At 67.6% G+C, this 18213-nt stretch carries 13 protein-coding genes and 1 pseudogene; 3 read left to right on the top strand and 11 right to left on the bottom strand.

Annotation, left to right across the window (positions count from 1 at the left end; translation table 11 throughout):
• Positions 1-136: 136 nt before the first annotated feature.
• The 4 genes from ACIRPK_RS34765 to ACIRPK_RS34750 form a co-directional block, all read right to left on the bottom strand.
• Complete coding sequence (locus tag ACIRPK_RS34765; protein WP_403046399.1) at positions 137-3358, bottom strand: type I restriction endonuclease subunit R; 3222 nt, start codon at positions 3356-3358, stop codon at positions 137-139.
• Positions 3355-3585 carry a restriction endonuclease subunit S gene (locus tag ACIRPK_RS34760; RefSeq protein WP_403046396.1) on the bottom strand — a complete coding sequence of 77 codons (231 nt, stop codon included), beginning with the start codon at positions 3583-3585 and terminating at the stop codon, positions 3355-3357. The genes ACIRPK_RS34765 and ACIRPK_RS34760 overlap by 4 nt, the downstream gene beginning before the upstream one ends.
• Before the next feature lie 105 nt (positions 3586-3690).
• The gene (locus ACIRPK_RS34755) at positions 3691-4620 is read right to left on the bottom strand and encodes a restriction endonuclease subunit S (protein ID WP_403046393.1); all 930 of its coding nucleotides are present in this window, start codon (positions 4618-4620) and stop codon (positions 3691-3693) included.
• A complete protein-coding gene (locus ACIRPK_RS34750; protein WP_403046390.1) occupies positions 4617-6263 on the bottom strand; it encodes a type I restriction-modification system subunit M in 1647 nt (548 codons plus the stop codon). The genes ACIRPK_RS34755 and ACIRPK_RS34750 overlap by 4 nt, the downstream gene beginning before the upstream one ends.
• 165 nt (positions 6264-6428) lie before the next feature.
• On the opposite strand from ACIRPK_RS34750, the gene ACIRPK_RS34745 reads away from it, so the two are divergent.
• A complete protein-coding gene (locus ACIRPK_RS34745; RefSeq protein ID WP_403046405.1) occupies positions 6429-6806 on the top strand; it encodes a His/Gly/Thr/Pro-type tRNA ligase C-terminal domain-containing protein in 378 nt (125 codons plus the stop codon).
• 134 nt (positions 6807-6940) lie between these two features.
• On the opposite strand, the pseudogene ACIRPK_RS34740 reads toward ACIRPK_RS34745, so the two are convergent.
• A pseudogene (locus ACIRPK_RS34740) lies at positions 6941-7111 on the bottom strand (NUDIX domain-containing protein); the annotation flags it as partial.
• Positions 7112-7298: 187 nt separating this feature from the next.
• Between ACIRPK_RS34740 and ACIRPK_RS34735 the strand changes: the two are divergent.
• Positions 7299-7763: a GNAT family N-acetyltransferase gene (locus ACIRPK_RS34735; RefSeq protein WP_403046387.1), complete on the top strand. Its 465-nt coding sequence runs from the start codon at positions 7299-7301 to the stop codon at positions 7761-7763.
• Positions 7764-7844: 81 nt separating this feature from the next.
• On the opposite strand, the gene alaS is transcribed toward ACIRPK_RS34735, so the two are convergent.
• The 6 genes from alaS to ACIRPK_RS34705 all read right to left on the bottom strand — a co-directional run bounded on the left by alaS (position 7845) and on the right by ACIRPK_RS34705 (position 14309).
• Entirely contained in the window at positions 7845-10499 is a 2655-nt protein-coding gene (gene alaS / locus ACIRPK_RS34730) for an alanine--tRNA ligase (RefSeq protein ID WP_403046384.1), read from the bottom strand.
• A 225-nt stretch (positions 10500-10724) separates the two neighbouring features.
• Positions 10725-11381: an HAD family hydrolase gene (locus tag ACIRPK_RS34725; protein ID WP_403046381.1), complete on the bottom strand. Its 657-nt coding sequence runs from the start codon at positions 11379-11381 to the stop codon at positions 10725-10727.
• Positions 11382-11389: 8 nt separating this feature from the next.
• Complete coding sequence (locus ACIRPK_RS34720; protein ID WP_403046378.1) at positions 11390-11941, bottom strand: orotate phosphoribosyltransferase; 552 nt, start codon at positions 11939-11941, stop codon at positions 11390-11392.
• The gene (locus ACIRPK_RS34715; protein ID WP_403046375.1) at positions 11938-12537 is read right to left on the bottom strand and encodes an LOG family protein; all 600 of its coding nucleotides are present in this window, start codon (positions 12535-12537) and stop codon (positions 11938-11940) included. Before ACIRPK_RS34715 ends, ACIRPK_RS34720 begins: the two co-directional genes overlap by 4 nt.
• Positions 12534-13418, bottom strand: coding sequence for a hypothetical protein (locus ACIRPK_RS34710; protein WP_403046372.1), 885 nt, complete (start codon positions 13416-13418; stop codon positions 12534-12536). Before ACIRPK_RS34710 ends, ACIRPK_RS34715 begins: the two co-directional genes overlap by 4 nt.
• Before the next feature lie 57 nt (positions 13419-13475).
• Positions 13476-14309, bottom strand: coding sequence for an aspartyl/asparaginyl beta-hydroxylase domain-containing protein (locus ACIRPK_RS34705; protein WP_403046370.1), 834 nt, complete (start codon positions 14307-14309; stop codon positions 13476-13478).
• A 330-nt stretch (positions 14310-14639) separates the two neighbouring features.
• Between ACIRPK_RS34705 and ACIRPK_RS34700 the strand changes: the two genes are divergently transcribed.
• Complete coding sequence (locus tag ACIRPK_RS34700; protein ID WP_403046367.1) at positions 14640-18212, top strand: NB-ARC domain-containing protein; 3573 nt, start codon at positions 14640-14642, stop codon at positions 18210-18212.
• Position 18213 lies beyond the last annotated feature (1 nt).

The raw sequence follows: 18213 nt of genomic DNA, 5'->3' as shown, positions 1-18213 counted from the left end.
TGAGCCGGGGCGGGGGGGGGGGGGGGGGGGGGGGGGGGGGGGGGGGGGGGGGCGGCGGGGGGGCGGGGGGGGGGGGGGCGGGCGGCCCCCCCCCCCCCCCCCCCCCCCCCCCCCCCCCCCCGGAGGTAGCCAACCGTCAGGCCAGATCGTCCGCGATGACCTCGGTCTGCTTCAGGACACGTTCGACCGCGTCCAGCTCCTCGTCCGGTGGGTAGCCGAAGTAGTTGAGCAGGAGCTTGACCTTGGCACGGATCCGGTCCTGGGCCTGGCTCTTGATCCGCCAGTCGATGGTGACGTCTAGAGCCACCTGCTCGTACAGCTTGCGTGCGATCTTGGACAGGACATCCTGCCCCATCTCCAGGGCGGATGGGTTGGCAGCGATGGCGTCATAGAAGGCCATCTCGTGCTCCGTGAGGTGGAGCTCGGCGGCACGCTCGCGGGAGGCAGACAGTGTCCGGGCGAGGTCGACGAGGAGGTCAGCGACCTCGGCCGAGGTGATGAGGCCGTTGTGGTAGCGGTTCATCACCGACTTCATCTTCTCGGTGAACTCCTTCTGCCTGACGATGTTGCTGGGGTGCGCCGCCTGGATCTCCTTGGCGATCGCCTCGCGGAGCGCCTTGAGCGCCAGGTTGGGGTGGCGGCTCTCCTTGAGCTGCTGTACGAAGCCCTCGTCGAGGTGGGAGAGGTCGGGTTTGGTGAGACCAGCGGCGTCGTAGATATCGACGACGCCGTCGGCAGCCACCGTTTCCGCGTTGAGCTGCTCGATCATCCTGCGGACGTCGGCCTCGGTGGCCAGGCCGAGCTCTTGACGATGCTCGGTGGCGTGCTTGCGGCGTGAGGTGCGGACGGCCGCGAAGAAGTGGATGTCCGGTAGGAGGTCCTGGACGTCGGGGTGGGTGGAGCAGAGCGAGAATGCTTGGGAGAGCAGCCGCGAGAAGTGCCCAAAGCGCTGGTCGCGGCTGGGTTGACCGGGTTCGAGGCCGGGTTCCGCCGTCTCCAGGAGTTCGAGGACGTCCGCCAGCGCGTCGCGGAAGCCGGTTGCCGCCATAGTGCGCTGCCAGGGGCAAGCGCTCAGAACCTCGGACACCTTGCGGTGCATCTCGTGGACCGACTGCACGGCCTGCGAGAGGTCCGCGCCGATCGTCTCGCGCTCCTGGTCCTCCTCGGAGTACTCGGCCAGCGCGTACTTGAGTTCCTTGGCCACACCCAGGAAGTCCACCACCAGTCCGGACGGCTTCTCGTCCCAGGTGCGGTTGACGCGGGCGATTGCCTGCATGAGGGCGGCGCCGCGCATCCGGCGGTCAAGATACATGGTGTGCAGTGGTGGGGCGTCGAAGCCGGTCAGCCACAGCGACTGGACGATGATCAGCTCCAGCTCGTCATCGGCGTCGCCTACACGCTTCTGGATCTTCTTCAACTGGTCGGGCGTACGGACAAAGTCCGCGATGTCGTCCGGGTCCCGGCCTGGGTTGCCGGTGAAGACCACGCGGATCTTGCCGGAGTTGTCCGGGTAGAGCTCAGATTCCGGAGTTGGGGTGCCGGTCCACTCCGGCCGGCGCTTGGCGAGGGCTCGGAACAGCCGGGCGGCGTTGCGGCGCGAGGAGCAGACGATCATTGCCTTGCCGGTCCGGCCGGTCAGCTTGGACATTTCCCGGCGGCGGGTGTCCCAATGGCTGAGGATCGTGTCTGCCATTGCCCCGACGCGTTCGGGGGCGCCGATCAGGTCTTCGAATCGGGCGAAGTACGTCTGAGCCCGTGCTTTCTCGTCCTCGCTCAGGCCCTCCACAAGGCCCTCGGCCCTGGCGTTGAGCTCGTCCAGGTCGACTCCGTCGGGAAGGGCGACCTTGTGCAGGATCGGCTCGTAGAAGACGGGCACGGTGGCGCCGTCGTCGACGGCTTGGGTGAGGTCGTACGTGTGGATCGTCGGGCCGAAGACCTGGCTGGTGGAGCCGATCTGATTGTCGATGGGGGTGCCGGTGAAGGCGATGAAGGTGGCCTGGGGAAGTGCGTCACGGAGGTTGCGGGCGAAGCCGTCCTCCAGGTCGTAGTGGCTGCGGTGAGCCTCGTCAACGATGACGACGAGGTCGCGGCGGTCGGTGATCAAGGGGTGCCGGGCGCCTGCTTCCCGTTCAGCCTTGCCTAGCCGGAACTTCTGCAGCGTACTGAAGATGATGCCGCCACTCGACTCGCGTCGGGTGAGGAGTTCGCGCAACTGCGACGCTGTGGTGGCTTTCTTCGGGGTGCCTCCGACCATGGCCAGGCTCTTGCTCTTCACGAAGGTGGCGAAGAGCTGGGTGTCCAGATCGATGCGGTCGGTGAGGAGCAGGACAGTGGGATTGGGGAGCTCTGGGATCTGAGCGAGGAGCCCGGTGTAGAAGAGCATCTCCTCGCTCTTGCCGGCGCCTTGGGTGTGCCAGACGACGCCAGCCCTGCCATCTGTGGCCGCTGCGGAGGCCGTGGCGGCGATCGCCTGTCGGACAGCGACGAACTGGTGGACCTTGGCAAGCTTCACCGTGTCGGGTTCGCCGCCGGTTCCTTCGGCCGAGTAGGACAGGAAGTTACCGATCAGGTCGAGGAAACGATCGGGTTCGAGCGCGCCGTGAATCATGCGATCGAGGGCGCGGTCGTCCTGCCGCTCGTGCGAGCGGAGCAGGGTTCCGTCCTCCTCAGCGTGCCAGGGGGCCATGTGCTGCCATGAGGTGAAGGGGGTGCCAAGGCGAGCGGATATGCCGTCGCTGGCGAGCGTGAGGAGGATGGTGCGGAAGATGCCGTCGGGCTTGAGCTCACGGCGGTAGTTCTGGACCTGGTCGAAGGCGGCGCGGGAGTCGTCGGGACCGCTCGCCTTCTTCAGTTCGATGACGGCGACTGGAAGCCCATTCACATACAGGACAATGTCGAAGATCAAGGTGCGATTGCGGACGCCCTTGACCCGGACCTGGTTCGCGGCGATCAGATCGTTGCCATGAGGCGCCGCGAAGTCGATGGGACGGACGGTGACGTGCTGCTCCTCCTGGGAGCCGGGGGCGGTGTAGGTCACCTTCACTCCAGCTTTGAGGCGCTGGTAGAAGGCCCAGTTCAGCCGCACCTCGCTCGCCGGGAACTTGGCCAGCAGCTTCTCGATCGCATCCTCAACAGCGGCCGAAGGCAGCGACGGATAGCGGGTAGTGATGGCTGTCCGCAGGCTCGGATACAGGACGAGGTCGTCCCACCCCTTGCGCTTTCCGTCGCGCGGTCGAAGCTCGGTCCCCGGGACGTGCTGCCAGCCGCGCTCGGCGAGCTGATCGAGCGCGTAAGCCTCCCACTCCTGCTCGGACATGGCGCGGGCGGTGGCGCCATCCGTCCCCCCCTCGGTGGTCATGTGGCGTCCTCCACGATGCGTTCGGCGTCCTTGACACGAATCTTTCCGGTGACGAGCTGGGGGAGCAATGTGTCGCGGAGCTCGGCGAGAGTGCGGTTCTGGCCGCGCATGGATTCGGCGTGGGCTTGCATTGGGTTGCAGATGCGACTGAACTCGGCAAGATTGGGGGGCGATGGAGCGGTAATTCTGAGCGATCGGATATCTCGCAAGCTGAGGTAGTCGGCCATGTCGGTCTGCCCCTTGAGGCCACCTGCCTGACTCCAGAACTCCGTTCCTTGGAACCAATGGAGTAGATACAGGGGAGAAATCGGACTGCCATCAGTGAGACGGAATTAGCAGACCTGAGGGCTGTATACGAACTCTGGATCGCCGCCCTCGATGAGTGCTACTCGGCCAACGGTTCCCTTCGTCGTCAGTACAACGTCGCCCTTCTTGGATACCTTCGGGCCCATCGCGGATCGGTATGCGTTGCTTACGTAATGAGAGAAGCTAGGGATAATGAACCCCTGGGCGACATCGGCGACTCTGAGGATGGGTAGCCCAGGTTCGCCATGCTCGGACTGCTTGGTGCGGTAGCCGTCTCCTAGCTCCATGAAGCCGTTCTTGGCGAGTTCAGCCACCGATTGAGGTGCCGCGTCGATCGCAGCGCATGCGGCCACCTTCTCGTACCAGGCTGACCGCAGCTCGTTGAGAGTTGTGATCTGGCGTTCGTTGACTGAGATCTTGTCGTCCAGGGCGCCGAGGACTTCGGCGATGGCTTGCTGTTCAGGCAAGCTTGGGTACGGCACTTTGAGATGCTTGATGGTGGTTAGGGGAGTCGAAATTCCAGGCACGCCAACCGTCGACGTGTGCGCAAGAATGTCACGTTGCCCCCGGGGTGAGGTAAACCAGTGGTAGTAGAACTCGGGAGCCGCCCTTGATTCATCGAGCCGACATTTCACCTGACTAGAGCCGATGACGTAGCGTGAATATTTGGGACTCCGCGGAATCATGGTGATCTGGCCAATTGTCCCCCGGTGCGTGAACACCAGGTCACCGGGGGCGACATTGGCCGAGGAGAGCCCGTTAGCCTTCTCTGGTGTGATGAATACGAACCCGTCGTCGAAGAATGTTCCTCTCGAGAGGTTCACTCCTCGCACCACGGGAACTCCAATGGGAACGTAGTTCTCCTTCGTGATATTCGAGCCAAATGGCCCCATGGAGAATGATCCTCGCTCGGGAGCGGACAGCTCACCAAAGAGGACTTCAGGCCAGATGCTCATCGAACCCTCTCCAGCTGCCCGTCCACGATCTTCGCCAGTTGTTCCGACTCCACGAACTGTTCCCGCAGCAGCGTTGTCAGACGCGCGATTTTGGCTTCGACCGACTCGGCGTCAGGATCCTCGGCAACCTCGGCGGTTCCTACGTGGCGCCCCGGCGTGAGTACGAAATCGTGTTCGCGTAGCTCCTCAAGGGCGACGCTGCGACAGAAGCCCGGAACGTCCGCGTAGTCGTCCTTGCCAGCGCCGCGCCAGGCCCGGAACGTTCCGGCGACCCGTTCCAGTTCTTCTGGGCTCAGATCCCGCATCGTGCGCGTCTTCATGAAGCCGAGTTCGCGTGCGTCGACAAACAGGATCTGCCCTGCCCGCTCTGGCGAGATCCACGGCTCGCTGCCGCGCCGCTTGCCTTTGCTCTCGGCGAGGAACCACAGGCACGCCGGGATCTGCGTTGAACGGAACAGCTGCCCCGGAAGCGCCACCATGCAGGCGACCAGGTCGTCCTCGACCATGGCCCGCCGGATGTCGCCCTCCCCGCCCGACTTGCTGCTCATCGACCCGTTGGCCAGAACGATTCCGGCCCGTCCGCCCACCGCGAGCTTGCTGACCATGTGCTGGATCCACGCGAAGTTAGCATTGCCGGCCGGCGGAGTCCCATACTTCCAGCGGTTGTCCGCGCCGAGCCGCTCACCGCCCCAGTCGGAGATATTGAACGGCGGGTTGGCGAGGACCACGTCTGCCTTCACGTCACGGTGCTGGTCGTTGTGGAAGGAGTCGGCCGGCTCCTCACCCAGATTCACCTCGATGCCGTGGATAGCGAGATTCATCTTGGCGAGCCGCCAAGTGGTCTGGTTCCGTTCCTGGCCGAAGACTGAGACGTTGAAGCGGTTGCCCTCGTGCAGCTCCACAAACTTCTCGCACTGCACGAACATGCCGCCCGAACCGCACGCTGGGTCGAGTACTCGCTCGCCCTCCTGCGGCTCTAGCATCGCCACCAACAGCTGGACCACCGAGGGCGGCGTGTAGTACTCGCCGCCCTTGCGTCCCTCGGCGAGGGCGAACTGCTCCAGGAAGTACTCGTACACCTCCCCCATTAGGTCTCGCGCTCCAGTCCGCGTGCCATCCAGGGAGATTTGCGACTGGAAAGTCAATTGGTCGAGAAGCTTTACAAGCTCGGCCAGAGTCGTCTCGTCCACCCGGCCACTGTTGTAGATCTTCGGAAGGGTGTCCTTCAGCGGCAGATTGAACTTCTCGATGGTCCTCATGGCCGAGTCGATGACCTCACCGACGCTGGGCCCGTCCGTGCTGACCTTTGCCCGCTTGAGAACCTCGCCCCACCTGGCAGTCGGTGGAACGTAGAAGATCCCCGCCCCGGTGTACTGCTGCGGGTCCTCCACCGTCTTCAGGACCAGCTCCTCGGAGACTCCGCCTTCCAGTCCCATCTCGGCGAGCAGCCTGCCGCCACGCAGCGCTTCCTCCAACTGCTCCCGCTTCTCCTCCATCGCGTCCGAGACGTACTTCAGGAAGACCAGGCCCAGGACGAAGTGCTTGTACTCAGCTGCGTCCAGGCTGCCGCGCAGCTTGTCGGCCGACCTCCAGAGGATCGACTTCATGTCCTCCGGCTTGGCTTGCTTCTTGCGGGGTGGCACGGGAGGCTCGTTTCTTCTCGTAGCGGGCTCTAAGGGGGAGTCTGTCGCGGTCCAGTCTTCTACAGGTCTACGCCGTACACCGCCGCGTCAGCGCAAGTCGCCGTCGTCGGGATCAGCGCCAGCGACGAAGAGGTGTCCGCGGCTGCCGACGTCCTGTAGCGGCAGCTGACGGACGAGCGCATCGACGTGCTCCTGGACGACCGCAACGAACGGCCCGGCGTGAAGTTCCGCGCCGTCGAGTTGATCGGCATCCCCTTCTGGATCACGGTCGGTACCTGCGGTCTGGCCGAAGTAACCATCGAGGTCACCATCCGGGCCACCGGCGAAACGTCCTTGATCGCTGACGTGGACAAACAGAGGCGCGGCGGTCCGGCCGCGGCGGTCAGGGGTGAGGTGTCCCGTGCTCCAGGTAGACGGTCGCCGAGCGAGAACGGGCGTCGATGGCAGCGCGGACTCGCCGGGCCAGGCCAGGGACGAGGAGCATGTCGAACTGGTCGGCGATGTGGAAGGCGTACTCGCCGATCTCCACTCCGTCCGGGTTGATCTGAGCTCGCTCGGCCGCCGGGATGATGCCCCGTCGAAGACGAACAGCAGCTTGTCGCCCTCGGGTGGAGTGCCCAGTCTGCGAGGAGGTGACCGATGGGCGGGGTGATACCGAGTTCCGCCTTTACCTCCCAGGCCGCGCCTTCGCTCGGAGTCTCACCGGGGTGGAGGTAACCGCCCGGGATCTCCCATCCCGGCTTATACGTGGGCTTCACCAGGAGCACGCGGTCAGCTTCGTCGAAGAACAGCACGCCGGCGGCGGTGCGCGGCTGGGCAACGACCTCGGGTGCGTCGGAGTCGCTCATGGAAACGACTGTAGTGGTCAACGCTGGGTTACCGCTGGGGGTCTGGCCGGAGCGTCGATCAGCCAGCAGGCAGTAGGTCAGCGTTCGGCCGACACTTGGTGCTGTGACTCATCGATCAACTGAACCGCCGACTCGAGACGGCCCGTTTGGCTTGGGCACCGTGCGGCGCTTCGCCGAGGGGGACTCGGTGGAGCGGCTGACCTGCTTGCTGCATCGCGCATACGCCGATCACGCCGCCGCCGGGCGGGTGTTCTTTGCCTCGTACCAGTCCGTGCAGGACACGGCCTACCGCCTTGGCAAGGGTGAGTGCTGGGTGGCTTTTCAGGGGAACGCGATGGTGGCGACGGTGACGGTGGCGGCTCCTTTTGCGGCCCCGGAGGGGTACCCGGCTCCGGTGGGCGCGGGGTCGTTCTGGCAGCTGGCGGTGGAGCCGTCGCAGCGGGGCACCGGGTTGGGGCAGCGGCTGCTGGGACTCGCAGAGGAGCGGATTGCCGTGTTGGGTTCCGGACAGGTGGTGATCGATACGTCGTCCCAGGCGACCGAGCTGGTCGGCTGGTACCGCCAGCGTGGCTACGTGCCGACGGGCACGTGGCGGTGGGACGTCACCAACTACGGCAGCGTCGTCCTGGTGAAAGACTTGTTGGAGCGCTGATCCGTAGTGGCGGGGGGCGTGCTGCGGGCGGCGGCCTCTGCGTGGGGCCGCCGCCTGCAGCATGCTCATGCGCGTGGGCGTCTACTGGTTGAGGGCGCGGGTCGCTTCCTGGACGGCGATGCTGAGGGCCTCGTCGAGGGCTTCGACGCGGCGGCCTCCGGCGTTGGCGACTGGTCCCTTGCCGCCTGTTCCGCCGCCTACGGCGCGGGCGGCAGCGGCGAGGATCTGGCTGGCCTCGGCTCCGTCGCTGAGGAGACTGGGCGTGATGGCGGCGACGAGCAGGGCTTTGCCGTCGTGTTCGGTCCCGAGGACGACTACGGCGCGGTCGTTGCGGAGGCGGTCGGCTGTGCCAGCGGCGAGGACGCGGAGGTCATCCGCCCCCAGCCCTGCGACCCGCTGCGAGACGATCCGGCCCCCGGGTACCTGGCGGGAGCCCGAGGCGAGCTGTCCTGCCTGGCTCCGTAGTTCGGCCTCGCGCAGGCGGGCAAGTTCCCGCTGCGTGGTGGCCAGGGCGTCGAGGCGCTTGTGCAGGGCCTCGGGAGCATCCTTCGGGCGTGTGCCGAGGAGTGTGGAGACCTCTTCGAGCAGGCGGCGCTCGGTGTCGTGGTGGCGGAGGGTGCCGTGGCCGGTGAGGGCTTCGATGCGGCGGAGGTTGGATCCGACCGAGGATTCGCTGAGCAGGCGGAAGGCACCGACCTGGGAGCCGTGGCCGACGTGGGTTCCGCCGCAAAGCTCGCGGGAGAAGTCGCCGATGTCGACGATGCGTACGGTGTCGCCGTACTTCTCGCCAAACAGGGCGATGGCGCCGGCGGCCTCGGCTTCGACACGGTCGGCGTGCCAGGCCCGTACGGCCGGGTCGTCGAGTACGTGGGCGTTGACTGCTGCTTCGATCTCGGCTAGCTGGTCGGGGGTGACGGCTGAGAAGTGGGCGAAGTCGAAGCGGAGCCGGTCGGGTTCGACGAGGGAGCCCTGCTGGCGGGCATGGTCGCCGAGGGTGGCGCGGACGACGGCGTGCAGGATGTGGGTGGCCGAGTGGGAGCGCATGAGGCCCTTGCGGCGGTCGGCGTCGACGGTGGCTTCGCCGCTTGCTCCGGTGCGGATCTCGCCTTCGATTACGCGGGCGCTGTGGACGCGGAAGCCTTCCAGGCCGTATCGGGTGTCGGTGATCCGCAGGAGGGTGCCGTCGGTGGTGCGCAGGGTGCCGGTGTCGCCGATCTGGCCGCCGGCCTCGGCGTAGAACGGTGAGCGGTCGAGGACGAGTTCGACGTCGGCGCCTTCGGGGGCGGTGGTGGTGATGGCGCCGTCGAAGATCAGGCCCAGGACGGTGACCTCTGCCGCGAGATGGTCGTAGCCGAGGAAGTCGGTGCGGGGCAGGTGGGCGGACAGTTCACGGTAGGTGTCCTGCTTGCGCAGGGCTTCGGTGGTCTTGGCCTTGCCGCCGGCCTTGGCGCGCTTCTTCTGCTCGTCCAGCAGGGTGGCGAAGCGGTCTTCGTCGACGGTCAGCCCGGCGTCGTGGGCTGCCTCGACGGTCAGTTCCAGGGGGAAGCCGAAGGTGTCGGCCAGTTCGAAGGCGGTCTCGCCGGGCAGCGCGGCGGAGCGGCTCTCGCGGGTACGGGTGATCGCGGCGTTCAGCAGCCGGGTGCCCTGCGCGAGGGTACGGGTGAACGACTCCTCCTCGGCGGTGACGACACGCTCGATGAGGGCGGCTTGGTCGGAGAGTTCGGTCCAGACGTCGCTGAGGTTGGTGATCACGCTGCTGGTGGTCGGAGCGAGGACGTCCTGGTCGATGCCGAGCAGGCGGGCGTGGCGGATCGCGCGGCGCATGAGGCGTCGCAGGATGTAGCCGCGGCCGTCCTTGGCGGGCAGTACGCCATCGGCGATGAGGAAGGCGATGGACCGGGCATGCTCGGTGACGACCTGGAAGGAGACCTTCTCCTCGCCGGTGCCCGGGTATTCGCGGCCGGCGAGTTCCTGAACGGTCTTCAGGGTGGGCAGGAGCAGATCGGTGGTGCAGACGTTCTCGACGCCCTGAAGGATCGCGGCCAGCCGGTCGAGGCCGAGGCCGGTGTCGATGCTCTGCTGGGCAAGATCGCCGAGGATCGGGAAGTTGCCCTTCTTGTCGCCCTCGCCACGCTGGGACTGCATGAAGACGAGGTTCCAGATCTCCATGAAGCGCTCGCCGTCGACGGCCGGGCCGCCTTCGGGACCGAAGGCGGGGCCTCGGTCGTAGTGGAGCTCGGAGGATGGCCCGCAGGGGCCGGGGACGCCCATGGACCAGAAGTTGTCTTCCATGCCCAGGCGTTGGATGCGCTCGGCGGGGACACCGATCTTGCGCCAGAGCTGCTCGGCCTCGTCGTCGTCCTCGTAGACGGTGACCCAGAGCCGGTCCTTCTCCAAGTTGTAGCCCTCGGTGAGGAGTTCCCAGGCGTAGGCGATGGCGTCGGCCTTGAAGTAGTCGCCGAAGGAGAAGTTGCCGAGCATCTCGAAGAAGGTGGCGTGCCGGTTGGTGCGGCCGACGTTGTCGATGTCGGAGGTGCGGGCGCACTTCTGGATGCTGGTGGCGCGGGAGAACTCCGGGGTGACCTCGCCCAGGAAGTAGGGCTTGAACTGGTTCATGCCGGCGTTGGCCAGCAGCAGGGTCGGGTCGGAGGGGATGAGTGGGCTGGACGGGACCTCGCGGTGGCCGCGGGAGGTGAAGTAGTCCAGGAAGGTGGAGCGGATCTGCGTCGAGCGCATGGCGGTATGGCCTCACGGAAGAGTCGTGGAGAGGTGGGGGGAGATCACACGCCGAGCCGGGCCGAGAACAGGGACTGAGGGGTTCTCAGTTCTCCAGCTCGACGCAGATAGCTCGCGCCCCCACGGTGTAGACCATGACTCCAGATCCGTTGCTCACAGGTGGTACAGCCGCGCTGGACAGAACAGTCCGCTGCGGCTGCACCACCAAGAGTAGCGGGTCCGGGGTCAAGATCGCTTGGCTTCTTCGCTCGGCTGCCCGACGCCCATCAGAAGGAGCAGTACTGCGGCGAACTCCGCCGGTTGCGGAAGGACGAGGTCTGCGCCGACCCTGGCGAGCGCCTCGGGCCCGGCGAAACCCCAGCCGGCACCGACAGCGGTGACTCCCGCCGCCCGGGCGGCGTGGATGTCGGCCTCCATGTCTCCGACGAACGCGGCGTCGCCGGGGGCGACTCCGAGCCGTCCGAGGGCAAGCCACAGGCCGTCAGGTGCGGGCTTGGGCGCCGCGTCCTCGTAGCAGACGACGGTGTCCATCAGGTCGAGGACGTCGGGCGGCAGCAGCCAGCTCAGCCTGCGCCGGCTTCGCAAGGTGACGATGCCGGTGGCCACACCTGCGGCCCGGAGCTCGGTCAGGGTGTCGGCGACGAATGGGAAGGTCTCGGCCACGAGAGTGGCGGTGGCGGTGGCTGCATCCCAGCCGTCCTCGTTGATCGCCCCGTGCAGTCCAAGGCCAGCCAGTACCTGCTCGCGCGGGGTGGTCTCGGCACCGGCCGGGAGGTCTGCGGTGGTGATGCGGCGGCCAAGAACAGATGTCGCGAAGCCTGCCAGGGTGGCGAGTTGGGCACCTCGACTGTCGACAAGGACGCCGTCGAGGTCGAAGAGCACGGCCCGCCTCATGCGGCATCACCAGTCCTCTGGGCAGGCAGGTCGGTCTCGCTGAACAGTGAGTGCAGGGTGACCTGCTGGTCGGCCAGCAGTCGCCGACCGCCGAGGGGGCGCTCCAGGACACACAGAGCGTGGGTTACGGGTGCCCCGGCGATCCTCAAGGTACGGGCCATGGTGAGCAGTTGGCCGCCTGATCGGACGACGTCGTCGACGAGAACGGTGCGGCGGCCGTCGATGGTGGTGCCCTCGATCTGCTGGCGGGAGCCGTAGCGCTTGGGCTGGCGGCGCAGGAAGACGGCGGGCAGGCCGGTGGCTGCGGACAGGGCGACGACGAGGGGGACACCGCCCAGTTCGATGCCGGCCAGCACCTGGGCGTTGTCTGGGACGAGGGCGGCCATGGCGTTGGCGACGTCGTGCAGGAGGACGGGGTCGGCGGCGAGGCGGTACTCGTCGAAGTAGGCGTTCAACTGGGCACCGTCGGAGAGCTTGAACGGGGCGTTGACGCAGGCGGTTTCGGCGAGCCTGGCCGCGAGGCCGGCCTGCGGTGTGCTGGTGGTCATGCTCCTCCGATCGAGGCTGTGTCGAGCATGGTGAGGTGGGTCCGGAAGGCGTCGACCGTCTCGGTAGCGGTGAGGAATCCGAGGGAACGGGTCGGGGTCTCGAACAGCCACCTCTCGGCTTGTAGGAAGGCGAGCAGGCGAAGTGCGGTCGGCCCGGCGAGGTGAACGGGTACGGGCCGGATGGTGGTCGCGTAGTAGAGGGCGGCGGTCAGTTCGTGCAGGGTGCCGACGCCGCCGCCCATGGCGACGATCAGATCGGCGTGCTGCAGGTAGTGGTTGAGGCGAGCGCCGAGGTCGGGCAGGTGGACCGACATGGTCGCGTGCGGGTTGAAGGATCCCCACTCGTCGTGCTTGCCGACCAGGGTGACCGCCGTGACTGCCACTCCCACTGAGGAAGCCCCACGGGCGGCGGCCTCCATCAGCCCGTTGTAGCCGCCGTGGAGGAGCGAGTAGCCGGCCTGGGCCAAGGCCCGGCCGATCTCCTCGGCCAGCTTCTCCTCCATGGCGGAGGAGGGGACGACGCCGCCGAAGAAGACCGCGGTGCGGCCCTCTCGGGCCCGGCTGGCAGCCGGGCCCGAGAGGTGGAGCGCGTTCACACCAGCTCCAGATAGGTGCGGTAGGCGGTGGCGGCCTCGCGCAGGCCGTCGAGAGCCTCCGGGCAGGTTCGGTCCACGAGGGCGAGCACGCGGTCGATCGCGGTGTCGACGTCAGCCGCCTGCGGGACCGCCGGCCCGGTGATCGCCGTGTCCAGGTCGGCCAGGCAGGCCCGGCCGATCGGGGTGAGGGCAATCTCCTCGCGCAGCTGGTACCAGCCCCAGAACCGGGAGGCCGGAGCGAGGACGGCCTTGATGAGGTCCTTCGTCGCGGTGTGCAGCCGGTGCCACTCGGAGTATGCGACGAACTGCTGGCCGCGCTTGATTCGCTTGTGCAACAGTACGGCCAGCACCATGTGTTCGATGAGCAGCTCGGTGCACGTGCGCGGCCGGGCGAGGAACTCGGCGGCAAAGCGCTCGGCCAGCACGATGGCCTCCCGCGTGGCCGGCGCGGACTGCCGGTCGAGGAGCGTGGCCGTCACAACCGTCGCCTGCAGGTGGGGGATTCGGGACGTCGGCGCAAGATAGAGATCGATCTGGTGCAGCCTGCCCTCGTACGGGATGAGGAAGACCACCCCGACTCCGCCGAGATCGGCGACGATCGTGTCGCGCCAACCGGGTAGCAGCGCTCCGACTTCGACGGACATCAGGTCGTCCAGGGCCTCGACGAAGGCGGGCAGTTGGGCGTCGTGGATGCCGACGACGAAGTCGACGTCGGAGAGGCGGTCGGCTGTGCCGTGTGCCAGCGAACCGCGGACCATCAGGTGGGTGATCGCAGTGGAGACGGCCAGCGTCTCGGCGAGCTTCGTCAGGAGCGGAAGCTGCGCCGGGCGGTTGGCCTCGGCGAGTTCGGCCAGGTGCAGGGCCTGGTCCAGGGTGGGCATGCGCGTTCTCCGTTCGGATTGCGGGAATCGGGGACGAGCAGTGCGGGCTGGGTGGGATCAGCCGGCGAGGGCGAGGAGGCGCTTCTTGGCCGCCGTCCACCGCGTCGCGGCCTCCATGTCGCCGAGTGAGGTGTGCAGTTCGGCGATCAGGTCATAGACGGTGCCCTCGGGCAGGTCGTAGGCGTAGAACAGCCGCAGCAGCATCCGCTCGGCTGCCTCGGTGTAGCCCAACCCAGCCATCCCCCGGGCGGCCGCCAGCCGTTCGGCGAGGACCGCCTCGTCGGCGGTAGGCAGCGGCTCGGCAGCCGCCGGGTGCAGAGACGGGCGCCGCGCCAGCCGCCGATAGGTGTCGTCGGCGTACACGTCAGCGATCAGGTGGATGCGGTCGGGGCCGAGCAGGTTGCACACCCCGTGCGCGTAGGTTGGCGTCAGCCGCCAGATTCGGCCGCCGGTCATGTGCACCTTGGCACCGCCGGTGACCAGGAACGCGGACGTGTTGGTGTGCAGCGGGATGTGCAGCCGGTGCCGCTCGATCTGGTCGAGCTCGTCATAGTCGCGGTGCTCCCAGAGGAAGGCGTTGGCCTCCAGCCGGGCCAGGCGCACCCACATGTAGTTCAGCCCGAGCTCGGCCAGCAGCGCGGTGGTGGCCGGCATCTGTTCCAGCAGCCGGGTCGGCTGCGCGGCGCAGTCGCCGATCGTCACATCTGCGGCGTCACCGGAGGCGTTCATGAGCGAGGTCGTCCACCAGCCGCCCGACTGGTAGGCGCCGTACTCCGCCTTCCACGGGACCTGAACGGTCAGGGCCTCGTGGCGCATCCGCTCGAGCTGTGTCGAGTCCACGGTGTCCAGTTGGGCGATCTGCCCGGCCAGACTGGTCAAGGTGCTGTCCATCAGTTCCCTTCCGTTGCCGGCTCGCCGATGGGCGGAGCCGCGTGCAGGTAGTACTGGATGGGGCCTTCTCGGATGGCGCTGCTCGCCCGTAGCCCAGAGGCGGGCAAGCCCTGAAAGACTGCCGGTCAGAACGCTCGCTGCCGTAGGTCCGCGCGTCGTACCGCCGTCGAACCAGCACCGAACCGAGCTCCGCTCCACCGGATTGCGTGCTGCTCGTCAGGGCCGGCGATTGTCGCACTCGTGCTGAACTCCCGCTGAACCATTGCCCGTACAGCTCGGGTCGGCCCGCCATAGGCTGCTAGCGTCCTAATACCGATCGCGGGAGCTTCAGTGGGCACAGTGCAGCGCTGGTCAGGCCGCGAGGCCAAGGCTCTGCGTGAGGCCTTACGCATGAGCGTCCGTGCCTTCGCAGCTCACCTCGGTGTCAGCGATCGGACGGTGTCCAAATGGGAGGCCGGCGGAGAGCAGCTGTTCCCCGTGCCTGATTCACAGGCGCTGCTCGACACGGTCCTCGACCGAGCGGACCCGGACGTTACGGAACGCTTCCGGGAGTTCCTCGGCGAGCCCAGCCGCCATCGAGCGACCACCTCGGGAAACTACGTCCTCGCGCCACCCCCGGAGCACGGTTTGGTCCACAGATCCGAAGACTTCGACAGCGTCATCTCCCTGCTGACCGAGGCGAACGCGTCCGAGCAAGGCATCACCCTGGCCGTGTGCGGTCCCGGCGGCTTCGGCAAGACGACGCTGGTCACCCAGGCCTGCGAGGACCAGGGTGTCCGTGAGCTGTTCCCCGAGATCCTCTGGGTCGAGACCGGGGAAGGCTGTACCGCCGCCCGGGTCGTGGAGTTGATCTCCGACCTCTGTGTGCATCTCGACGGCAGCCGACCGGCGCTCACCAACCCCGAGCAGGCCGGCTTCCACCTGGCACGCGTCCTGCAGGGCAGGCGTGCCCTGCTCGTCATCGACAACGTCTGGTCTGCGGCAGACCTGGCCCCGTTCCTTCTCGGCGCGCCCGCCTGCACCCGTCTCGTGACCACAAGGAACATCCGCACCTGTCCCTCAACAGCGCAGGTGGTGCGGCTCGGGCCGATGTCAGCTTCGGAGATCAGCGAACTGCTCACGCGCGCCGTCTCCCGACTGACTCGACCAGCTGCCGACCGGCTGGCGGCTCTGTGCGGCGGGTGGCCGCTTCTGGCGACCGTGGTCGGCTCCAACGTCTCCTCCGACCTGGCCGCCGGTGCCTCGGCTGATCGTGCGGTCTCCGAGGCGAGGGAGGCTCTGCACGCGCACGGACCTCAGGCCTTCGACGTGTGGGACGCGGACCAGCGCTCCAATGCGATCGGCCACGCGATCACCGCCAGTCTGCGGAGCCTCGACGAGGGCGTCAGGATCACCGGCGGCCACTCGCTGCGTGAGCGCTACCTGTCCCTGGCGGTCTTTCCCGCCACGACGCCCGTGCCGTTGAGCGTGCTCACCCACTGGTGGCGCGCATCTGACGGATGGTCTGCCAGCGCCGTCCGCCAGTTCTGCCGGATCCTAGCTGACCGTTCGCTGATCAGCGCGTACCTGGCTGACCGGGACGCGGTGGTCCTGCACGACGTCTTCCGCTCCTACCTGAAGCACCTTGTCGGCGACCAGTGGACGACCCTGCACGGCTCCTTGGTCGAGTCGTACCGAGGCACTGCTGAAGAGGACTGGTCACGGCTGCCCGCGTCCCACTCCTACACGTGGCAGCAACTGCCGTACCACCTCCGCGAGGCCGGACTCGATGACGAGCTCGTGGACCTGCTGTCCTCCACCTCGTACGTCGCGAGCAAGGCTGCGGCCGTCGGCAGCCAGTCCCTGGGGGCTGATGCACTCGTCCTTCAAACCGTCGAGCCCTTCCAGGCCAAGTCCCATCCCCGGCACCGAGACTGGCTCAGGGCCAGCACACTGACCAGCGCCGGCTACCTGCTGCACGGACTGCGGACGCCACCGGACATGGCCTCGACGCTGGCCCTCGCCCTCGTACGGGCCGACGGCTCGCCGCCCGACAGCACCACGGATTCACTCAACGCAGGTGGCTTCCAAGCCTCGTGGGCACGATCTGCCGACGCGACGCACTCGGGTGACGGCCATGTGGGCGCCGTCGTCTCGGTCGCGACTACGGCAGGCCTGGTCGCCTCCGGCGGTGAGGACGGCGCCGTCCGGGTCTGGGACTTCGCATCGCGCGAGCTGGTCCATGCGTTCCACGCCCATACCGGCTGGGTGTTCGCCACCGCGCTGACGCCTGACGGCGAGGTCCTGGCATCGGCGGGCGAGGACGGACTGATCCGCCTCTGGCAACCACGCACGGGCAAGGCCCTCGGCGTCCTCGCCGGCCACGACCGCCGGATCCGCAGCCTCGACTTCACGCCGGACGGGCAGCGCCTGCTCTCCGCAGCCGAGGACGGGCGCGTGCACGTCTGGAATGTCGAGCGTCTGACGCTCAGTCACAGCATGGCGACATGTGGAACGCCGCTGTGGACAGTCTCGGTCGACGCCACGGCGAGCGTCGTGGCCACAGCGGGCGAGGACGAGTTCGTCCGCCTCTACGACCTACCGACAGGTGCGCTCCTTGATGAGAAGGCAGGCCACCGTGACTGGGTCCGGTCGGTGGCCTTCTCTCCCACCGGCTCCCTCCTCGCGTCCGGCTCCGGCGATCGGTCCGTCGTTCTCTGGGACACCAGCGGTGGAAGGCTCAACCCGGTTCGGCGAGTAGATGATCTCCCCTCCCGCGTCCGGTCGGTGGTGATCGACGGACAGTCAGGCCTCCTTCTCGCAGCGACCGAGGACGCGGTCATCCGGGCCTTCGATGTCAACGGACCGGCAGGCGAGATCCAGATGCCTCCAGGCGTCGACTGGGTCCGGGCGCTGGCCTGCACAACCGACGGCACGGTCGTCGCCGGCTGCGAGGACGGGGCGCTCCGGGTATGGACGAAGTCCGAGCCCGACGGACTGCATGTGATGGCTGACGGCTCGAACACGGTCTGGTCCACCCAGATCACAGCCGATGGCGCCCTCGGGGCTGTCGGCCACGGCGACGGCCGCATCGAGCTGCTGGACCTGCCCACCGCCGCGTTGCACCGCGAGCTGGTGGGAGGTGCAGGCCGGGTGTGGTCGGTGGCCGCCGGCGGGAAGTACGTCGCAGCGGCCTGCGGTGACGGCTCCGTCCGCGTCTGGTCACTCGACGACGAGAGTTGGACGCTGCGGCTCAACGACGACGTCGCCCGAAGCTGGAGCGTCGCCGTACCTCAGGCCGGTACTCGGCTCGCCGCCAGCACTGGCGACGGGCGCATCCGGTGCTGGGATCTCCCCACCGGAGCGCTGCTGTGGGAGCAGCAGGCCCACGCCGGTCGCGTCAGGTCACTGGCGTTCGACGCCGACGGAAACCTGCTCGCGGCAAGCGGCGGCGACGGCACCGTGCACCTCTGGGACTCGCTTACGGGCCAGCACCTCAGCCGCTTCGTGAACCCCGGAGGCTGGGCGCGGTCGATCGCCGTCAACCCTGCGGGCACCCGCCTCGCGGTCGGCTCGGGCACCGGCGAGATCCACCTCCGCGACGTCCGGACCGAGCAGTTCGTCGGGCACCTGCCCGGCCACGCGGGGCGGGTCCTCATGGTGGCGTTCTCAGAGGACCCTGATCGTCTGGTGTCGGCAGCGGCCGACGGAACGGTCAGGGCCTGGTCTCTCAGCCAACAGGGCCAGCTCGCCGAGATCCGTGTCGACGCGACGCTGAACTGCGCCGCCGCCGATCCTGGCACGGGCCGTGTGCTGGTCGGGAGCGCGGCCGGCCCGGTGTCGCTGCGGCTGAGCCATGGCGACCCCACCGTTGACGAATTCGTCGCTGGCTCCCTCACGGGTCCTAGCGACGGCCGACGATGAG

The organism is Kitasatospora sp. NPDC101801, assembly GCF_044766665.1.
In the GTDB taxonomy this organism is placed as follows: Bacteria; Actinomycetota; Actinomycetes; order Streptomycetales; family Streptomycetaceae; genus Kitasatospora.
This window is presented reverse-complemented; position numbering and strand designations above follow the sequence as displayed.